Origin of the sequence: Legionella genomosp. 1 (assembly GCF_900640215.1) — a bacterium.
GTDB lineage: Bacteria > Pseudomonadota > Gammaproteobacteria > Legionellales > Legionellaceae > Legionella_C > Legionella_C quinlivanii_A.
The window spans coordinates 300,551-317,852 of record NZ_CAAAJH010000002.1 but is presented as its reverse complement, the minus strand read 5'-3'; the positions used below and the strand labels follow the sequence as shown (position 1 = coordinate 317,852).

Sequence of the window (17,302 nt, the reverse complement as noted above, 5' to 3'; positions counted from 1 at the left end):
TTTATGAGTCTGGCAAGCAGTCTCGAATGTTGTTTCTGCATTTTACGGCATCACAGTGATTTGACAAGAGCTGATACAGCTACAGAGGCTTATCAAAAGTAATCAGATATAGTCGGCTATTTTCATGTTTTAAACCGGCAATGCCTGTCTTTTTATCAAGTTTTCCATTCAAATAAAAATCATTATCGATAATTAGAGCAATCTGATTAGGCTTGACCAGAGTGATGCCTTCAATCTTAGAATCTCTAATACCAAGAGCGGCTAAGTCTAATACCAGTTCCTTTTGCAGGGTTTTAATCCCCAGGGCTTTAAGTGAATCAGCGCTCTGACTTTCCAGGTTTTCATTAAGCTCTCTTTTTTTCGGATCTACAGATTGCAGGTTGCTGGCATCGGCGAGATGAATCAGATAAATTTTTTTGTAAGCCTTTTTCCCAGTCTGATCATTTTGTTCAATTACTAAAAAACGTCCATTGCCGAGAGCGACCATGTCACCAATACGATCAGAGTATTTTTTGTCAAGCAGGTAGATAAATTGGCCTGTGGTTTGTTTTTTGGGTATATCAAACTCGATGAAGCGAATAATTTTTGAGTCTTTTTTAGGGTTATTGACAGGATTTTGCAGTGGACTTTGTAAAATAGCATAGACTTTTGATCCTTGCAGAGCGATCCCTTCAAATCCCCTATTGAGTTGCCGTAGTTTCAGAATAGGCGGTAAGCCTTTACCGGGATAGAAGGTTTCCAAGAGCTTTCCCTGTGAGGAAAAATGAATGATAGAAGGGCCGTACTCATCAACCATCCAATAACTGTGATCATTAGCTGCATCAATACCTTCCAGATCCATGTGCAATGGTTTGAAAGCCAGTTTATTACCAAACAAGTCCACTGGTTTTTCCTGGTGTCCAGAGGAGGGAGATAGTCCCGAAATGGGTTTGCTATCGATATTTTTAAGCAGGATTTGCTGGCTTACCGTCAATGTTTTACGAACAGGATCGGCCAGTAAAATAACCAGACGAGGGTTGAAACCTGGCAGCAGAAAGGGGCGTCTGATGATTCCTTTATCTTCATAGGCATCGGGATTAGGGCCTCTGTCTGTATGGCTTAGAAATCGCAACTTGCCGTCGCCGGTTAATCCTAAAAATCTTAATCCTGAAAATCCGCCTAGCAGAATGGTTTGTCCTGCACGGGTTTTACCTAAAGCCGGGGGGCTTTTCAGTTCAAAACGCTCAATTACCGGTGGTGAACTAATAACTGCTTGTCCGAGCGAAAAGCCAGGCCAGATCCCAACGAGAATTATAAGCGTTTTTACTGGACTCATGATGACTCATTATCCGATTTAGCCAAATATTCTTTAAACGCTTCAATCCCCTGACTGCCGGACTCTTCAAAAACATAATGAGCGGGTGAGGGAACGCGTGTGACATAAAATTTGTCTATTTCATCCAGATAGGCGGTGGCGTCTATTCCCACTTTTGAACTGAGCATGTGCTTTTTAATCGAGGGATCGAGTTTTGAGCCAAGGGCTCCGTTCACAACAACCAGGTCACGCTCTGCCTGAAAGCGAGTAGCAATAGCCCATTCGATGTCATTCGGATCGTCAATGTTAATATCATCATCCACCACGATCACCAGTTTTATGTCATAATGGCATCCAAAGGCGCAGCAAATCACATTTTTGGCTTCACCCAAATTGGTTTTTTTCATCTTAACCACCAGGTGGTAACGTCCTAATCCGCCCGTTGTTAATCTTATGTCAATGACATTGGGGAAATTAACACGAATTCTTTCCAGCAAAGAGGCTTCGCGGGGCACTCCGCCCAGAACGACATTCTCCATACCGGAAGGGTGATTGGTTTCAAAAATCGGTTTACGCCGGTGGGTGATGCATTGAATCTGAATAACAGGCAGCATCGAACTGCCGCTATAGTATTTTGGAAATTCACCAAACGGTCCTTCCAGCGCTCTTACTCCGGGTAACACCAATCCTTCGATAGCAATTTCGGCTTCGGCTGGGATATACACATCACTGGTATAAGACTTCACAACAGATAAAGGTCTTCCCATTAAAGCGCCTGCAATTTCAAGTTCGGATTGATCGCGGGGAGCAATCATTTGTGATGCCATTTTAGTGACCGGATCATGGCCTATCGTTATGGTCACAGGGAGAGGCTTCCCCATACTTTCTGCATCCTGATAATAGGCGTGCAGATCACGAGGCAGCATGAGAATACCTAACTTGTCAGGGGCATGGACCTGCAAGCGATTAATGGAGGTATTTTGCTTGCCTGTTTTTAAATTCAAACCATGCACCAGTCCAGACGTAATATAGGGACCCACATCTTTTTCATGATGAGTTACAATAGGAAAAAGCTTTAACAAGTCAATTGATTTATCATGAATAATCTCATGAACGGGGGCTTGCTCCTGATTGACAACTGCCCAGGGGAGAGGCTTGTGCAAAGCATTTTGAATGTGACCGAGCATTTCCTCTTGTCTGACATTCATGGCTTCTGCAGCCCAGGCACGCTGGCCCAGTGTTCCAGAGGCAATAGGAACAGAATGTCCAAGTGGATCTGGGAAAAAACAGGCTTTCCTGCCTTCAAATTGTTCTATCCAGGTCATCACTTCAAATTTTGGATCAGCGCCGGTTTTACAAATCATCAAACGCTCAGTACTAAACAGCCTGTCAAGCCAGTCACGAAGGTTATTCATAGTCCATCCCTGGGTTAATAGTGTTGACAATCAAGAAAATGCGAGTCACGAAATGAATCCTCAGATGGCTCGACAAGAGGTGTCGATAATGAGTGAATGTTTTCAGGTTCCAGGGCAAAAAACAATGGATATCCGGGATTGTCTTCTACCACAATACGGTAACCTTCTATTGTGATTCCCCTGCTTTTTAAAGTTTCTTTGGGCTTTTCAATCAGTTGTTTTTTCAGAGTATTATTATTTTCTGCCTCAGTCACTAAAGTGGAAATCATTTCCGCCAGCTGAGGTGATTGAATATCAGACATCTTATTCTCCTTGAGATCACTGATTTTAAGTATAAACACTTCCGAGATTAAAGGGTATTGAGTGATTCGCCCAATTCCTGAGCTCGCTCAGACGCTTTTTGAAGTGCGCTTTCAAGTAATTGCTTAAACTGTCCTTTCTGCAGTACATCCAGTGCAGCTGCTGTAGTGCCGCCTGCCGAGGTGACATTCTGCCTCAAGGTTTCTGGAGATGATTGTGTGCTATTTAGCAAATCAATTGCTCCCAGAATGGTCTGTTTAGCGATAAATTCTGCCTGAGCTCTGTTGATCCCCAGCTTTTCCGAGCCTTCAGTCAGCGCTTCCAAAAACAAATAGACATAGGCCGGCCCGCTGCCTGACAAGGCGGTAATGGGATTGAGAAGTTCCTCATTTTCAATCCAGAAAGCATAGCCTCCGGAGTTAAACAGGCGCTCAACTCGTTGACGTTGTTTTTCACTGATTTGGGGATTGGCAACCAGTGCCGTAACGCCCTTGCCAACTGCAATCGGAGTATTGGGCATGCTCCTGACGATAGCCTGGGTCTTTGGGCAGTATCGAGCCAGGTGCTCAATGCTGATACCGGCCGCCACTGACAGTAAAACGGCTTGTTCAGGCAGATGCCCTCCAATTTCGGTAAGTACTTCATTCACTTTAAATGGTTTGATCGCCAGGACGACCAGATCTGCGTTTTCAATAATCGCTTTGTTGTTAAAATCAGTGATTAATCCGCTTGGTAACTGTTCTTTTTTTAAAGAAGGCGAGGAAACAGCTAATTGAATGTCTGGCTGAGTGATTAAATTGTGCGCCAGGGCTTTGGCCATATTACCATTACCAATGATACTTATTTTCATTGACGCTCTCCAAAAATAGCTCGGCCTATTCTAATCATAGTGCTCCCTGCTTTAATCGCAGCGTCCATGTCATCACTCATGCCCATTGAGAGAGTATTGAGCTTAAGACCAGTTTGCTGATTGAGTTTGTCAAGCAGCTGAGACAGCCGTAAAAGACTCTGATATTGTTCTGTTTCATTCTCACGAGGCATGGGAATCGTCATCAGGCCGCAAAGCTCAAGACGGGGCAGTTCAGTGATTAATCTGGCAAGCGGCGCTAATTCCTCTGGCGTAATCCCTGATTTACTGGCTTCCTGGTCAAGCTTCACCTGAATGCAGATTTTAAGAGGCGGCATGGAAGCCGGGCGATGCATGCTGAGCAGGCGGGCGGTTTTTTCTTTGTCTACACTGTGAACCCAGTCAACACAGGCTGCGATTTCTGCAGTTTTATTGCTCTGAATAGCTCCAATAAAATGCCAGCGGATTGGCAGATCTCGTAAATCAGAGATCTTTTTTTGAGCTTCCTGCCAGTAATTTTCGCCGAATTCATTTAATCCTGCTGCCTGCGCCTGGCGAATCGATTCACTGCTGTGGCCTTTGCTGACTGCAAGCAGGGTGACGCTGCCTGATGGCCGGTGGAATTCGGCTTCAAGCTTTTGAATATGATTTTTTATCCGGATAATTCGCTGAGCTATAGTCATTTTCAGATTCATAAATAACAACATCATAACTGATTTTGATTCAGCAAGAATAGTCTTCAAGCGGATGTATCTGTCTTACTCCCCTGTCATTTCCGCGCAGGCGGAAATCCATCGATGATTTGGCACAGGAGTCGTGATAAAAATTAATTCCCGCCTGCGCGGGAATGACACAGTTTGTACAGTGGGACACATAATTTCTTCTTCAAGCCGAAAGGTTTTGGTTCATCGATGAATTTGCTCTGAGCAGCATCCTGAGTTACTCTTGCAATTATTCCAATGACTTAGAGCACTATATGGATATTGCCGAGCTGCTGGCTTTTTCTGTTAAAAACAACTCCTCTGATTTGCATTTGTCTGCCGGAATGCCCCCTATGATTCGGGTTGACGGTGATTTGAGAAAAATCAATATCCCCCCCCTGGAGCATAAAGAGGTAATCAAAATCATTTATGATATTATGAATGACAAGCAGCGCAAGGAGTATGAAGAGCATCTGGAAACAGATTTTTCTTTTGAAATTGCAAATCTGGCGCGCTTCAGGGTTAATGCCTTTAATCAGGCTCGCGGTGCAGGGGCGGTATTCAGAACTATTCCTTCCAAAATTCTGAGCATGGAAGATTTGGGATTGCCGCCAGTGTTTACCGAAATTGCCTCGTTCCCCAAGGGGCTGGTATTGGTTACCGGTCCTACAGGTTCAGGAAAAAGCACCACACTGGCAGCGGTGATTGATTACATTAACTCAAATCGCTACGATCATATTCTAACCATCGAAGACCCTATTGAGTTTTTGCATACCAGCAAAAAATGCCTCGTCAATCAACGCGAAGTGCATCGCGACACACACAGTTTCGGTGCTGCCTTGCGTTCTGCCCTGCGAGAAGACCCCGATATCATTCTTGTCGGTGAGCTAAGAGATCTCGAAACCATTCGTCTGGCGATGACCGCAGCAGAGACAGGCCATTTAGTGTTTGGAACTCTACACACGAATTCAGCAACCAAAACAATTAATCGAATTATTGATGTGTTCCCTGGTGATGAAAAATCAATGATCCGCACCATGCTTTCTGAATCTTTACAGGCGGTGATAGCGCAAACACTGTTAAAGAAGCGAGGCGGAGGACGACTGGCTGCTCTGGAAATTATGATGTGCAACTCTGCAATCAGAAATCTGATTCGTGAAGATAAAGTGGCTCAGATGTATTCTTCAATTCAGACAGGACAAAGCAGAGGAATGCAGACACTGGATCAGCATTTGACCCAGTTGGTTAATCAGGATTTGATAGCCAGGCACACGGCCCGTGAAATCGCGATTAACAAGTCAATATTCTAGATACTGACATCTCCTGGAAATAATGCAGCATTGAAAGGGGGGAATACTTCGATCTGTTATTAGCTTTTTATTTAAGGTAATATCGCTCATCCCAATTTTTTAAGGATAAAAAGGTGATAAAACAATGGTTAAAAGCTGGTTTTTTTACCAGTTTGATTTTTTCCGGGGTGGTTGATGCGGCAATTCCAAAATTTGGTCTGGCCCCTCTGAGCCCTACAGTCTTACAAGTTCCTTCCAACGCTTCATCCTCTGTCAGTTATCTGGTACGAAATAATACCAGCATTCCCCGTATGCTCACCATGCAGCCTCTGCCGGGCATTGCTCAGGTGGTCAATGCAGGCACTTGCAGTAATCCATTTTATTTGAATCCGGGACAAACCTGTGTGCTTGCTCTGCAAGTTAATGGCAGCCAATTACCTGTCAGCGGTATTCATGATGGTCCCGTGATTTGCAAAACCTTTGGACCTGGAAATAATAGCCCTGATCCTTTTCTGTGTTCCCGGCCAAGCGCTCTGGAAATTTTAAATATCAGTGTAGTTGCTGCGACCAGCGGACACCTGCTGTGGCTTTATAATGGGGTTCCGGTAACTAATGTTGATTTACTGACCGATACCAGTGGTAATATTACATTAAGCAATACCGGAATTAATACGGTTACCAATTTACAGATAAGCATTCCAGCGCCCTACAACGCTTATTTCTCTAATGGCTGTGGCGCCAGCTTATTACCTAATAGCAGTTGTAATATCAGCTATAACATCCCATCACCGGTATTCTCGAATAATTTCGTGATTACTGCGACGGGATTAAATGCGGATAACAGTCCCTTACCCCTGTCGGTTGAAATTGGCCCTGTAGGCCCTGTGCAATGTTGGGGGGAGAATAATACCGGACAACTGGGGAATGGTACAACAACACCTCCAGCGCTTCCTGTAACCTCTCCGGCAGACCCCTTGAGTGTAGTTCTGGGAATTACTAACGCTACCGAGATAAGCGGCGGCTCCACCTATACCTGCGCCCTGTTGGCTACTCGCCAGGTTCAGTGCTGGGGTGCCAATAACCTGGGTCAGTTAGGAAATGGCGCTCCACTTCCTGGAGCTACTTCCTTAACGGCTGTCAACGTAGTTGGAATCAATACTGCTGTGGATATTAGTGCGGGTGAGACGCATGCCTGCGCAGTGCTCGCCAATGGTACGGTACAGTGCTGGGGTGCTAATAACGTAGGCCAGTTAGGAAATGGTCTGACTACGAACAGCAGCACGCCTGTGACTGTGGCTGGAATTACTAACGCCATCGAAGTCAGCGCCGGCTTTTATCATACTTGCGCTGTGCTCGCGAACGGGCAGGTATCCTGTTGGGGAGGAAATGACTTTGGTCAGTTAGGAAATGGTACAACCGCGCCTCTGCCTCAGTTTTTCCCCGCTGCTCCAGTAATAGGCGTTGATAATGCCATTGCCATTACCACCTCGAGTTTTACCTCCTGTGCTCTTTTAGCAAATACTCAGGTCAAATGCTGGGGAGTGAACAATGTGGGGCAGGTGGGCATGGGGCAATTCAGTCCGTCCGTACCGACTCCAACAACCGTTGTGGGAGTTAACAACGTTGGCGTATTATCCGGCATTACTGATTTGTCAGGTCGAGGCTTTCATACTACAGCGCTTGGCAGCAATGGTTTGGTATATGCCTGGGGATTAAATAATGCTGCCCAATTGGGTAATGGTACGCTTGACAATAGCCCATTCCCGACTATGGTTTTGGGAATTAGCGCACCTGCAATTGATGTGAGTTCCGGTCTGGTTCATGCCTGTGCTCTTTTGATTAATGGTCAGATGCAATGCTGGGGTAAAAATGAGTTTGGTCAGTTGGGGCTTGGTAATGCGCCGCCACCACCGTCAGTTCCGCCGGATATTTATACTTCAGCGCAAACAGTGCTGGGTTTGACCAACGGCATTGGACTGCTCGAGCATGGTTCAGCGGCCATAAGCTGTGCGATTGTTTCTTAATCCTCAATAAATTGTTACCTACTGCGGGCGATGTCCGCAGTATGTAACTTCTGTTCTGCACATAAAAATTCTTTTTAATATTCTGTTAATAATTTTTTGATTAAATAAGCACTCTTTAGCAAGTTAATGGAAAAAGTATGGCTGCTTATTCGATCGATAGCCCCGTGGTTTTGTTCTCCCATTCTGAATACGGTGAAAGACTTTTATTTAAAAATGGCGCTACCAATCCAAGAAATGAATTAGGAAAAAACGGGGTTACTCTCCACAGTGGATTTGGTTCATTAGCTTATAAAACAATAAAAATCAATGCTAAGAAAATTAATCAGGATGGTACTGAAGAATTATCTACATTTAGGGTCAATCGAAACAGTCTTATTAAATACCTTGGTATTAAAAATCCTAAAGGAATGAAGGATGCAGACCTGATCGCCACTCTTCAATCGCAATTCTGGACAGATGACTACGAAAATCGAGATACCGCTAAAGCTCAGGGGATGGCTGGTGAGCGTTTACGACATGCTGGAGAACATAACAAGAGAAAAATCAGCAATTGGCGTAATGCGATTGGCGATAGCCTTAAAGGCGGCTTTCTGAGTTGGTTGTATAAAAAAACGATTAGCGGCGTAAACCGGATTAAAGCTCGTTTCCTTTTTGTACGTACGGAAAAAGACATTTTTGAGGCCGGAGAAGTATTGGCCAAGAAACGAGTTAAGCAGGCCTATAAAGAGATCCCTGCATACAAAGAGCATTTATCACGCTTCAATTGTAAAATTAATTCTGAAACCACATTTTCTGATCTCCCTGTTACCACCAAAGAAAATTATATTAAACATAATGATAAACACGAGAACAGAACGCATCGTCATGGTAAATTTCCTGCAAAAGCGAAAGTGGATACCTCAACCGGCACCACTGGAAAGCCTACTGCATGGGTCCGCAGCCATGAAGAGGTTGAGCTTGTAAAAGAATCATTGCAATTAGCTGCAAAAATTCAGTTTGGTGATCGCAAACTTCATTATATTGATGCTTTTGCACTGGGCCCCTGGGCAACGGGTTTAACTACCTATGAGCTGATGCGAAATACCGGCAGTGTATTTGCTACCGGTTGCGATAAAGAAAAGATTCTGGATGAGTTGATTCTCAGAGCTCGCTATGACACCGATTTACGAGAGCAGGCATTAGACAGGTGGCAGAATAAACATCCAGGAAAAATCACAGACGGCGATAAAGAGCTGATTGGCAAGTTAATTAAGGATACTTTGGCCAAGGTTTTAAAAAACCGTGATCTGGACTTGTATGATGCTTTGAAAGAAGCATTCCAGCAAAGTGAGGGCCGAACTGCTGAGCTTGTTCAGCGGTATAAATCTGAAATCCGACGCATGGCAGCCGAGTTAAACAAGGACAAGCAGCAGATCATTATTGCCGGCTATCCACCTTTTTTAAAGGATTTGACCGCCTATGTTGAAAGTAAAGGCTATCAGTTTGAGGATTTTTCGGCAATTGGTGTGGTTGGAGGGCAGGCCATTTCAGAGGCAATGCGTGAATTGCTGATAGAAAAAGGGTTCAACCAAATCTACTCCTCTTACGGTGCGTCAGATCTTGATATTAATCTGGGTGTTGAAACTGAATTTGAGATAGCGCTGCGAAAGGCGCTTGAAAAACACCCGGGACTAGCTCGCGAGCTCTTTGGAGAGAATAAAGGCATTCCCATGGTATTTCATTATGATACGATGAACTATCATGTGGAATGCGATGAAAATAACCAACTAATCTTTACCTGTACTCACGATTTCCAATCCTCCCAGCGCGTGCGCTATAAATTGGGAGATGAAGGCCGCCTTTATGCCTGCAGTGACGTTCAGGCAGTGATGGCTAAATATGGTATTTTCAATAAACCTAAAACCAATCTGCCTTTGATGTTTGTCTGGGGACGCGAGTCTACAGTAGTTTATAACGGGGCCAATCTGGCTTTCACAGAGCTGGAACGCGCAATCACCGATGACGATGAACTCAAGGCACAGGTACTTAAAAAAGCGTTTTATGTTTATCATGACGATGAAGGGTCTGAGAAAATGGAAATGTGGCTAGAGCTTGATGAAGGACAGGAGTTCCCTTCGGAAGAGGAAATGTTTGCTTCCTCGCAACGCCTGTATACCAATTTGGCATTGGTTAACCAGGATTTTAAATGGCAGCTGCAACAGCTGGATGAAGGCAGACAACTGCCGGTGATACGTTATTTCAAACGCGGTGCAAGTCCAATCAGTGAAACTGATGGACATCACAAACAGGTTCTGGTCTTTAAACAAAATGCCAATCTGGCTCGGGATTATCAGTTCCCTGATGAAAGTTTGTGTAAAGCCGTTACCGTGCCGATGAGTGGTGAAATTCTTAAGGAAAGGGCTGCCGAGTTCGGAATCTGAATCATCGGATTCCAGCCTCTGCGGAAAGGCGTTGTGCGTGAATAAAGACAGGTACACAAAAAACGGTCTTTGCGAGCGTTAGCGAAGCAATCCAGATCCTAATTCCATTCAAGTTTCGGTCTGGATTGCTTCACTTTGTTCGCAAAGACGGACAGGTTAGTTGCTTGGCTCCATTACGTAATAACGCCTGCTCGGAAATGACAGACACATGTATGTAAAACAGGTTAATCTGCGATAGAATACAATTTTTATCGGAAGGTTAAAAACAATGGGTGTGAACGAATCAATTTTCCTGCGCAGTCTGCGCCGAGAGGCAGTACCAAGAACTCCGGCCTGGTTAATGAGACAGGCAGGACGTTATCTACCGGAATATCGTCGGGTTCGTGCACAGGCCGGCGACTTCATGACCCTTTGCAAAACCCCAGAGCTTGCCTGCGAAGTCACCTTGCAGCCGCTCAGGCGGTTTCCTCTGGATGCGGCTATTTTGTTTTCAGACATTTTAACCATTCCGGATGCAATGGGGCTTGGCCTGCATTTTGTGGAAGGCGAGGGGCCCTGTTTCCGATTTCCGCTGCATACTGAAAATGCCATTAAAGCGCTTCCTTTTGAGCAATTAAACGAAGGGCTTTCCTATGTTTTTAACGCAGTTGAATTAATCCGTCGAGAGATGCCTGCCGATCTGCCTTTAATTGGTTTTTCAGGCAGTCCCTGGACGCTTGCCTGCTACATGGTGGAGGGGCAAAGCAGCCGTCAGTTTGTCCGCTGCATGCAACTGATTGAGAGAGAGCCGCAGATTGCCAGGCTCTTGTTAACTAAGCTGACTCATGCGGTTACTCACTATTTACTTGCACAGATCCATTCAGGTGTTAACGCCGTCATGTTGTTTGATACCTGGGGAGGGCTACTGTCAACCGAGAATTATCTGAATTTTTCACTCAATCCGATGAGAGAAATTGTCCAAAATATAAAAAAACAGTACCCCCATATTCCCGTTATCTTATTTACCAAGGGCGGGGGGCAGTGGCTCTTGCAAATGGCTGAAACCGGTTGCGATGCCCTGGGGCTGGATTGGACAGCGGATCTGGGAGAGGCCAGAGCACTGCTTGAGGACCGGTTGAGCCTGCAGGGAAATTTTGAACCGGCCTTGCTTTTAAGCGATGAAGAGACCATTACTAAAGAAGTAGAACGTATTCTCGCCTCTTATGGAAATGGACATGGTCATATTTTTAATCTGGGGCATGGGATTACACCGGACGTTCCTCCTGAACATGTCAGTATGTTATTGCAGGCTGTACAAACCTTTAGCCCTGCTTATCATAAGGAAAGCAAGTGATTACCGAGAGTCAATTTAAGCCGGCCTGGTGGCTGGGTAATGCACATAGTCAAACCATCTATCCTACTATTGCGCGCAGCATTCGATTTGTTATCGATAAAAGCGAACGCATCGAATTGGCTGATGGTGATTTTCTACAATTATCCTGGATGACTAAGGGAGTGCCACAGAATGCACCAGTGGTCGTCCTGCTGCATGGTCTTGGTGGAAATCTGAATTCGACCTATGCCGCCGGCTTAATGCAATCATTTAATAAAGCAGGCTGGCGAGCAGTAATGATGCATTTTCGTGGAGGCGGCAGTAAGCCAAATCGTTTGCCAAGAATTTATCACTCTGGTGATACCAGTGATTTTTCTCATTTCCTGAATATCCTCGCAGACAGGGAGCCTGACGTCCCGAAAGCAGCGGTAGGGATCTCTTTAGGAGGCAATGTACTCTTGAAATGGCTGGGAGAAGCAGGCGAACAGAACCTTATCCAAACTGCAGTCGCTGTTTCAGTACCTTTCAAATTAAATATTGTTGCTGAAAAAATAGATAAAGGCTTTTGCCGCCTCTACCAAGCCTATTTGCTGAAGAAATTGAAAAAACTGGTTGTAAGGAAGCAGCAGATTTATGCCGATCAATGGGAAGATATTTCCAGCAGACTGCAACAATCCAATTGTTTTCGCAGTTTTGATGAAAATATAACCGCTCCTTTGCATGGTTTCTCCAGTGCGAATGATTATTATGCCAAAGCGAGTTCGCTGCCTTATCTATCAAAAATAGCGACGGAAACCTTAATTATTCATGCCAGGGATGATCCTTTTATGACTACGGAGGTTATTCCTTCTAATCATGAGTTATCCGATAAAGTTACTTTAGAGTTAAGTGAGAAGGGCGGGCATGTGGGCTTTATCAGTGGGAGTATGCCAGGATTGCCAGTCTATTGGCTGGAAGAAAGGATCCCTGAATATATCCAGTCTGTATTTGAAGCTCCCATGAAAAAGCCCAAATAAGATCCGGTTATACCAGGGTGTTTAGTCTCCGCATAGCCGAAACGCCTGTCAGGCTCCTTGTTCTTCCTCGGTTTTTTTCATTGGGCGAGGATTAAAATGCCGGCTTAGCTGAATTGCCATTTCTAATGATTGTTCATAATTCAGGCGAGGATCAACGAGGCTTTTATAAGCGTGCTTTAAATCTTCTTCACTTAAGCCCCGGGCTCCCCCGATGCATTCGGTGACGTTATCTCCAGTCAATTCAAAATGAACACCACCTAAATTGCTGTTCATTTCAGTATGAATTCGATCGGCTTGCTGCAATTCTGATAAAATATTATCAAAATGACGGGTTTTTATTCCATCTGCAGTAGTTTCTGTATTTCCATGCATAGGATCGCAAGACCAGGTGACTGGAATATTAGTCGAGTGCACCGCTTCAATTAAAGGAGGCAATAATTGAGAAATTGATTGTGCGCCAAACCGGGTAATCAGTAATACCCTTCCCGCCTCGCAATTGGGGTTAATAATTTTCAGTACATCAATCAGCCATTCCCGCGTGGCTTTCGGTCCGACTTTAATTCCAATGGGATTTTGAATACCCCGCATAAATTCAAGATGGGCGCTATCCAGCTGCGCGGTTCTCATTCCGATCCAGGGAAGGTGAGTGGATAAATCGTACCACAGTCCGTCATGCAAACGCCGGGTCAAGGCCTGCTCATAATGCAGATGTAAGGCTTCATGAGAGGTATAAAAATCCACTTTGCTTAAGTTGTTTAAATCATGACCATTAATGGCCTGAAAAAAATCCAGCGAATCAGCAATTGAGTGCACCAGTGAATGGTATTCATCCGCTTGCGGCGAATGATCAACAAATCGCAAATCCCATTGCTGAGGATGGTTCAGATCTGCAAAGCCGCCGTCGAGAAGCGCTCGGATAAAATTGAGCGTCATCGCGGCACAGCTGTAACCCTGAAGCATTAACTTAGGATTCGGAATACGTGATTGTGCGCTAAACTGGGGTGAGTTAACCAAATCACCGCGATAGCTGGGCAGAGTCACCCCATCAATCGTTTCAAAATCAGAGGAGCGGGGTTTGGCGTATTGGCCGGCAATTCGTCCCACTCGAATGATGGGTTTACGCATTCCATGAAGTAGAATCAGGCTCATCTGCAAAAGAATTTTCAGTTTGTTACTGATAATATCCGAACGGCATTCGGTAAAAGATTCCGCGCAATCGCCTCCTTGCAGAATAAACGCTTTTCCCTGTCCTGCAAGCGCAATTTCCTTTCTGAGATTTTTAATTTCACCGCTGGTCACCAGCGGCGGTAACTGACTCAACTGTTCAACGACTTTTTCCAGCTGTGTTTGATCAGGATAGACTGCTGCTTGCTGGTAGGAGAACTGTTGCCAGGAAGTTGGCGACCACGCGTTCATAAGCACCTTGGATTACATTAATAATTCAACAAGTATGCGATAACTGCGTGGGAGTAGCAAGAAGGAATCAGCCGGGGGAGCAAAGCGTTACGAGTATCCATTGGATTCTCATCGCTACTATTCTTCAAAAAAATGATAAAAAATTTCCATGCAAGCCTTGAATTTATAGTTATCATCCCCATTTTCTGTTGTCGGTAAATTCAGGAGTTGTTCAGATGAGCAGTGAAAAAACAAAAGACTGGAAAAAAATTAAAGAAGAAATCGAGCAAAAACTCAATGAAGACACTGAAAATTCAATTGATACGGATGAAGAGGAAGGTGAGAGCGGGAGCAGTGGAAAAGCATCTGAAACTGCCCTGGATCATCCAAGCTACACCGCGCTCGAGGAAAAGCTGACTCTGGCTGAGCAACAGGCTCATGAGAACTGGGAAAAATCGGTACGCGCAATGGCCGAGCTTGAAAATGTCCGACGCCGGGCTGAACGCGATATCGCCAACGCCCATCGCTACGGGCTGGAGAAATTTATCACCTCGCTTCTTCCTGTAGCTGACAGCCTGGAACAAGCAATGCAGTTGGCTGATAAATCGGCTCAGGATGGCATGTATGAAGGCCTCGAACTTACGATGAAGTTATTTCTGGATGCGCTGGCCAAGCAGGATGTTGTGCAGATTGATCCGCAGGGGCAATTGTTTAATCCCCAGGAACATGAAGCCATGTCAATGGTGGCAGTGCCTGATGCAGAGCCTAATACAATCGTCACTGTATTTCAGAAAGGATATAAATTGGCGGACCGAATTATTCGTCCGGCTCGTGTTATTGTGTCAAAAAAATAAAACTGGTTGCAGGCATATTGGCTTGAATTTATTAGATTCATCCCCATATGTTGGACTAATTGCAATAAAAATTTATATTGGAGCAAAGGCAAATGGCAAAAATTATTGGTATTGACTTAGGTACGACTAACTCCTGTGTTGCGGTTATGGAAGGTAAAAATGTACGTGTTATCGAGAATAGCGAAGGTCATCGTACCACGCCATCCATTGTCGCATTTACTGAAGACGATGAAGTTTTAGTTGGGCAATCAGCCAAGCGTCAGGCAGTAACCAATCCGGATAAAACCTTGTTTGCTGTCAAGCGCTTAATCGGCCGCCGCTTTGATGATGCGGTTGTTCAGAAAGACATTAAAATGGTGCCTTATAAAATTGTCAAAGCAGACAATGGTGATGCCTGGGTTCAGGTTAAAGGCCAGGATAAAGCGCCTCCGCAGATCTCTGCAGAAGTACTGCGCAAAATGAAGAAAACCGCTGAAGATTATCTCGGTGAAGAAGTGAAAGAAGCGGTAATCACTGTTCCTGCATACTTCAATGACTCTCAACGTCAGGCAACCAAGGATGCGGGTCGTATTGCTGGTCTGGAAGTCAAACGTATTATTAACGAACCTACTGCCGCAGCTCTTGCTTATGGTATGGACAAAAAACGCGGTGATTCAGTGATCGCTGTTTATGACCTGGGTGGCGGTACATTTGATATTTCAATCATCGAAATTGCTGAAGTCGAAGGCGAACACCAGTTTGAAGTACTGGCTACTAACGGTGATACATTCCTCGGCGGGGAAGATTTCGACCTGGCATTGATCGAATACCTGGCTGCGGAATTCAAAAAAGACACTGGTATTGATCTGCACAATGATCCTTTAGCTCTGCAGCGGCTGAAAGATGCAGCAGAAAAGGCAAAAATTGAATTATCATCTGCTCAGCAGACCGATGTGAATCTGCCTTATATTACTGCCGATTCCAGTGGTCCAAAACACATGAACATCAAGCTGACCCGTGCCAAGCTGGAGTCACTGGTAGAAAAATTGGTTGAGCGTACTATTGAACCCTGTAAAACAGCACTCAAAGACGCTGGATTAACTGTTTCCCAGATTAATGAAGTGATCCTCGTGGGCGGTCAGACCCGTATGCCTTTAGTGCAAAAAACAGTACAGGATTTCTTTGGTAAAGAACCGCGTAAAGATGTGAACCCTGACGAAGCGGTTGCTGTGGGTGCGGCTATTCAGGCTGCTGTATTGTCCGGTGAGGTAAAAGATATTCTGCTGCTTGACGTTACTCCGCTTTCTCTGGGTATTGAAACTCTGGGTGGTGTAATGACCAAGTTAATTCAGAAGAATACTACTATACCTACCAAGGCAAATCAGGTATTTTCCACTGCTGATGATAGGCAAACCGCGGTCACTGTGCATGTTTTACAAGGAGAGCGTGAGCAGGCTTCAGCTAATAAATCGCTTGGTCGATTTGATTTGACGGATATTCCTGCAGCGCCTCGTGGTGTGCCCCAGATTGAAGTGACTTTTGACATTGATGCAAACGGTATCTTGAATGTATCAGCAAAAGACAAGGCAACCGGTAAAGCGCAATCTATCGTCATTAAAGCGTCCAGCGGTCTTAGCGATGAAGAAGTTGATGCAATGGTTAAGGATGCTCAATCTCACGCGGAAGAAGATAAGAAATTTAAAGAGATGGCCGACTTGCGCAACCAGGCAGACAGCTTGATTCACAGCAGTGAGAAATCACTGACTGACCTGGCAGGTGAACTCGATGATGCTGAGAAAAAAGGCATTGAGTCTGCAATAGCCGAGTTGAAAGAAGCTGTGAAAGGCAATGATAAAGAGCAAATGGAAGAGAAATTGAAAGTTCTCTCAGACGCTTCTGGAAAAATGGCTGAACGCGTTTATGCCAAAAAAGCTGCTGAAGGACAAGCCCAGCAAGGTGGCGAAGCGCCTCATGCCGGCCAACAGTCACATGCTGGTGAAACTCAATCGGGCAAGCCCTCTGACGGTGTTGTGGATGCTGAGTTTGAGGAAGTTCAGGACGATAAGAAATAAAACCTTAACAGGTTGTTTCTTCTTCGGTGCAGGCGCCAACTTAAGAGTTTCCAAAAATCCTCTCTCCCCTTAGGGGAGAGAGTTAGTGAGAGGGGTTTAAAGTGAACCCTCACCCTTACCCTCTCCCAACTTGGGAGAGGGGATTTCTTTTGAGGTTGACGCCCATATGCTAAAGCAGGGATTTATTTAAAAATGTAGCCTTGATATGCGAAGCGCATCAAGGTTTTTTTGCTTAAGAATGCGAAATCCGGATGTCATTTATTTCGCAAGGGCTACAATTTAATAGTATAGAATAGGTGGAAGAGCGTCGCGGTTTCGATAAACCAGGCGTTCTTTTTGTATTATTCCGTTTTTACCCCGGGTAAAAGCATAGTTATTGGTGTG

At 44.9% G+C, this 17,302-nt stretch carries 13 protein-coding genes; 7 read left to right on the top strand and 6 right to left on the bottom strand.

Annotated elements, in window-relative coordinates; translation table 11 throughout:
• Positions 1-79 precede the first annotated feature (79 nt).
• From E1O89_RS03555 to E1O89_RS03535, 5 genes are read right to left on the bottom strand one after another with little or no spacing between them, the layout of a single operon-like run.
• Positions 80-1,315 carry an esterase-like activity of phytase family protein gene (locus tag E1O89_RS03555; RefSeq protein WP_133138965.1) on the bottom strand — a complete coding sequence of 412 codons (1,236 nt, stop codon included), beginning with the start codon at positions 1,313-1,315 and terminating at the stop codon, positions 80-82.
• Complete coding sequence (locus tag E1O89_RS03550; RefSeq protein WP_133138964.1) at positions 1,312-2,709, bottom strand: UbiD family decarboxylase; 1,398 nt, start codon at positions 2,707-2,709, stop codon at positions 1,312-1,314. The genes E1O89_RS03555 and E1O89_RS03550 overlap by 4 nt, the downstream gene beginning before the upstream one ends.
• Before the next feature lie 14 nt (positions 2,710-2,723).
• Positions 2,724-3,011 (bottom strand): hypothetical protein, encoded by a 288-nt coding sequence (locus E1O89_RS03545; protein ID WP_133138963.1) that lies wholly within the window; start codon positions 3,009-3,011, stop codon positions 2,724-2,726.
• Between the two features lie 47 nt (positions 3,012-3,058).
• Positions 3,059-3,859 (bottom strand): pyrroline-5-carboxylate reductase, encoded by an 801-nt coding sequence (proC, locus tag E1O89_RS03540; RefSeq protein ID WP_133138962.1) that lies wholly within the window; start codon positions 3,857-3,859, stop codon positions 3,059-3,061.
• A complete protein-coding gene (locus E1O89_RS03535; protein WP_133138961.1) occupies positions 3,856-4,539 on the bottom strand; it encodes a YggS family pyridoxal phosphate-dependent enzyme in 684 nt (227 codons plus the stop codon). The genes proC and E1O89_RS03535 overlap by 4 nt, the downstream gene beginning before the upstream one ends.
• A gap of 293 nt (positions 4,540-4,832) precedes the next feature.
• On the opposite strand from E1O89_RS03535, the gene E1O89_RS03530 reads away from it, so the two are divergent.
• The 5 genes from E1O89_RS03530 (at position 4,833) to E1O89_RS03510 (ending at position 12,618) form a co-directional block, all read left to right on the top strand.
• Positions 4,833-5,867, top strand: coding sequence for a type IV pilus twitching motility protein PilT (locus E1O89_RS03530; protein ID WP_112218302.1), 1,035 nt, complete (start codon positions 4,833-4,835; stop codon positions 5,865-5,867).
• Positions 5,868-5,980: 113 nt separating this feature from the next.
• Complete coding sequence (locus E1O89_RS03525) at positions 5,981-7,870, top strand: RCC1 domain-containing protein (RefSeq protein ID WP_133138960.1); 1,890 nt, start codon at positions 5,981-5,983, stop codon at positions 7,868-7,870.
• Positions 7,871-8,007: 137 nt separating this feature from the next.
• Complete coding sequence (locus tag E1O89_RS03520; protein WP_133138959.1) at positions 8,008-10,290, top strand: hypothetical protein; 2,283 nt, start codon at positions 8,008-8,010, stop codon at positions 10,288-10,290.
• Between the two features lie 274 nt (positions 10,291-10,564).
• Positions 10,565-11,623, top strand: coding sequence for a uroporphyrinogen decarboxylase (gene hemE / locus E1O89_RS03515; protein WP_262337386.1), 1,059 nt, complete (start codon positions 10,565-10,567; stop codon positions 11,621-11,623).
• Entirely contained in the window at positions 11,620-12,618 is a 999-nt protein-coding gene (locus E1O89_RS03510; protein WP_133138957.1) for a hydrolase, read from the top strand. The genes hemE and E1O89_RS03510 overlap by 4 nt, the downstream gene beginning before the upstream one ends.
• 48 nt (positions 12,619-12,666) lie before the next feature.
• Here E1O89_RS03510 and E1O89_RS03505 read toward each other — a convergent pair whose 3' ends face one another.
• Positions 12,667-14,034, bottom strand: a complete 1,368-nt coding sequence (locus tag E1O89_RS03505) for a 3-deoxy-7-phosphoheptulonate synthase class II (protein ID WP_133138956.1) — start codon at positions 14,032-14,034, stop codon at positions 12,667-12,669.
• 215 nt (positions 14,035-14,249) lie between these two features.
• On the opposite strand from E1O89_RS03505, the gene grpE reads away from it, so the two are divergent.
• Together grpE and dnaK are read left to right on the top strand one after the other, a co-directional pair.
• Positions 14,250-14,867: a nucleotide exchange factor GrpE gene (gene grpE / locus E1O89_RS03500; protein ID WP_058507561.1), complete on the top strand. Its 618-nt coding sequence runs from the start codon at positions 14,250-14,252 to the stop codon at positions 14,865-14,867.
• A gap of 92 nt (positions 14,868-14,959) precedes the next feature.
• A complete protein-coding gene (dnaK, locus tag E1O89_RS03495; protein WP_112218296.1) occupies positions 14,960-16,918 on the top strand; it encodes a molecular chaperone DnaK in 1,959 nt (652 codons plus the stop codon).
• Positions 16,919-17,302 lie beyond the last annotated feature (384 nt).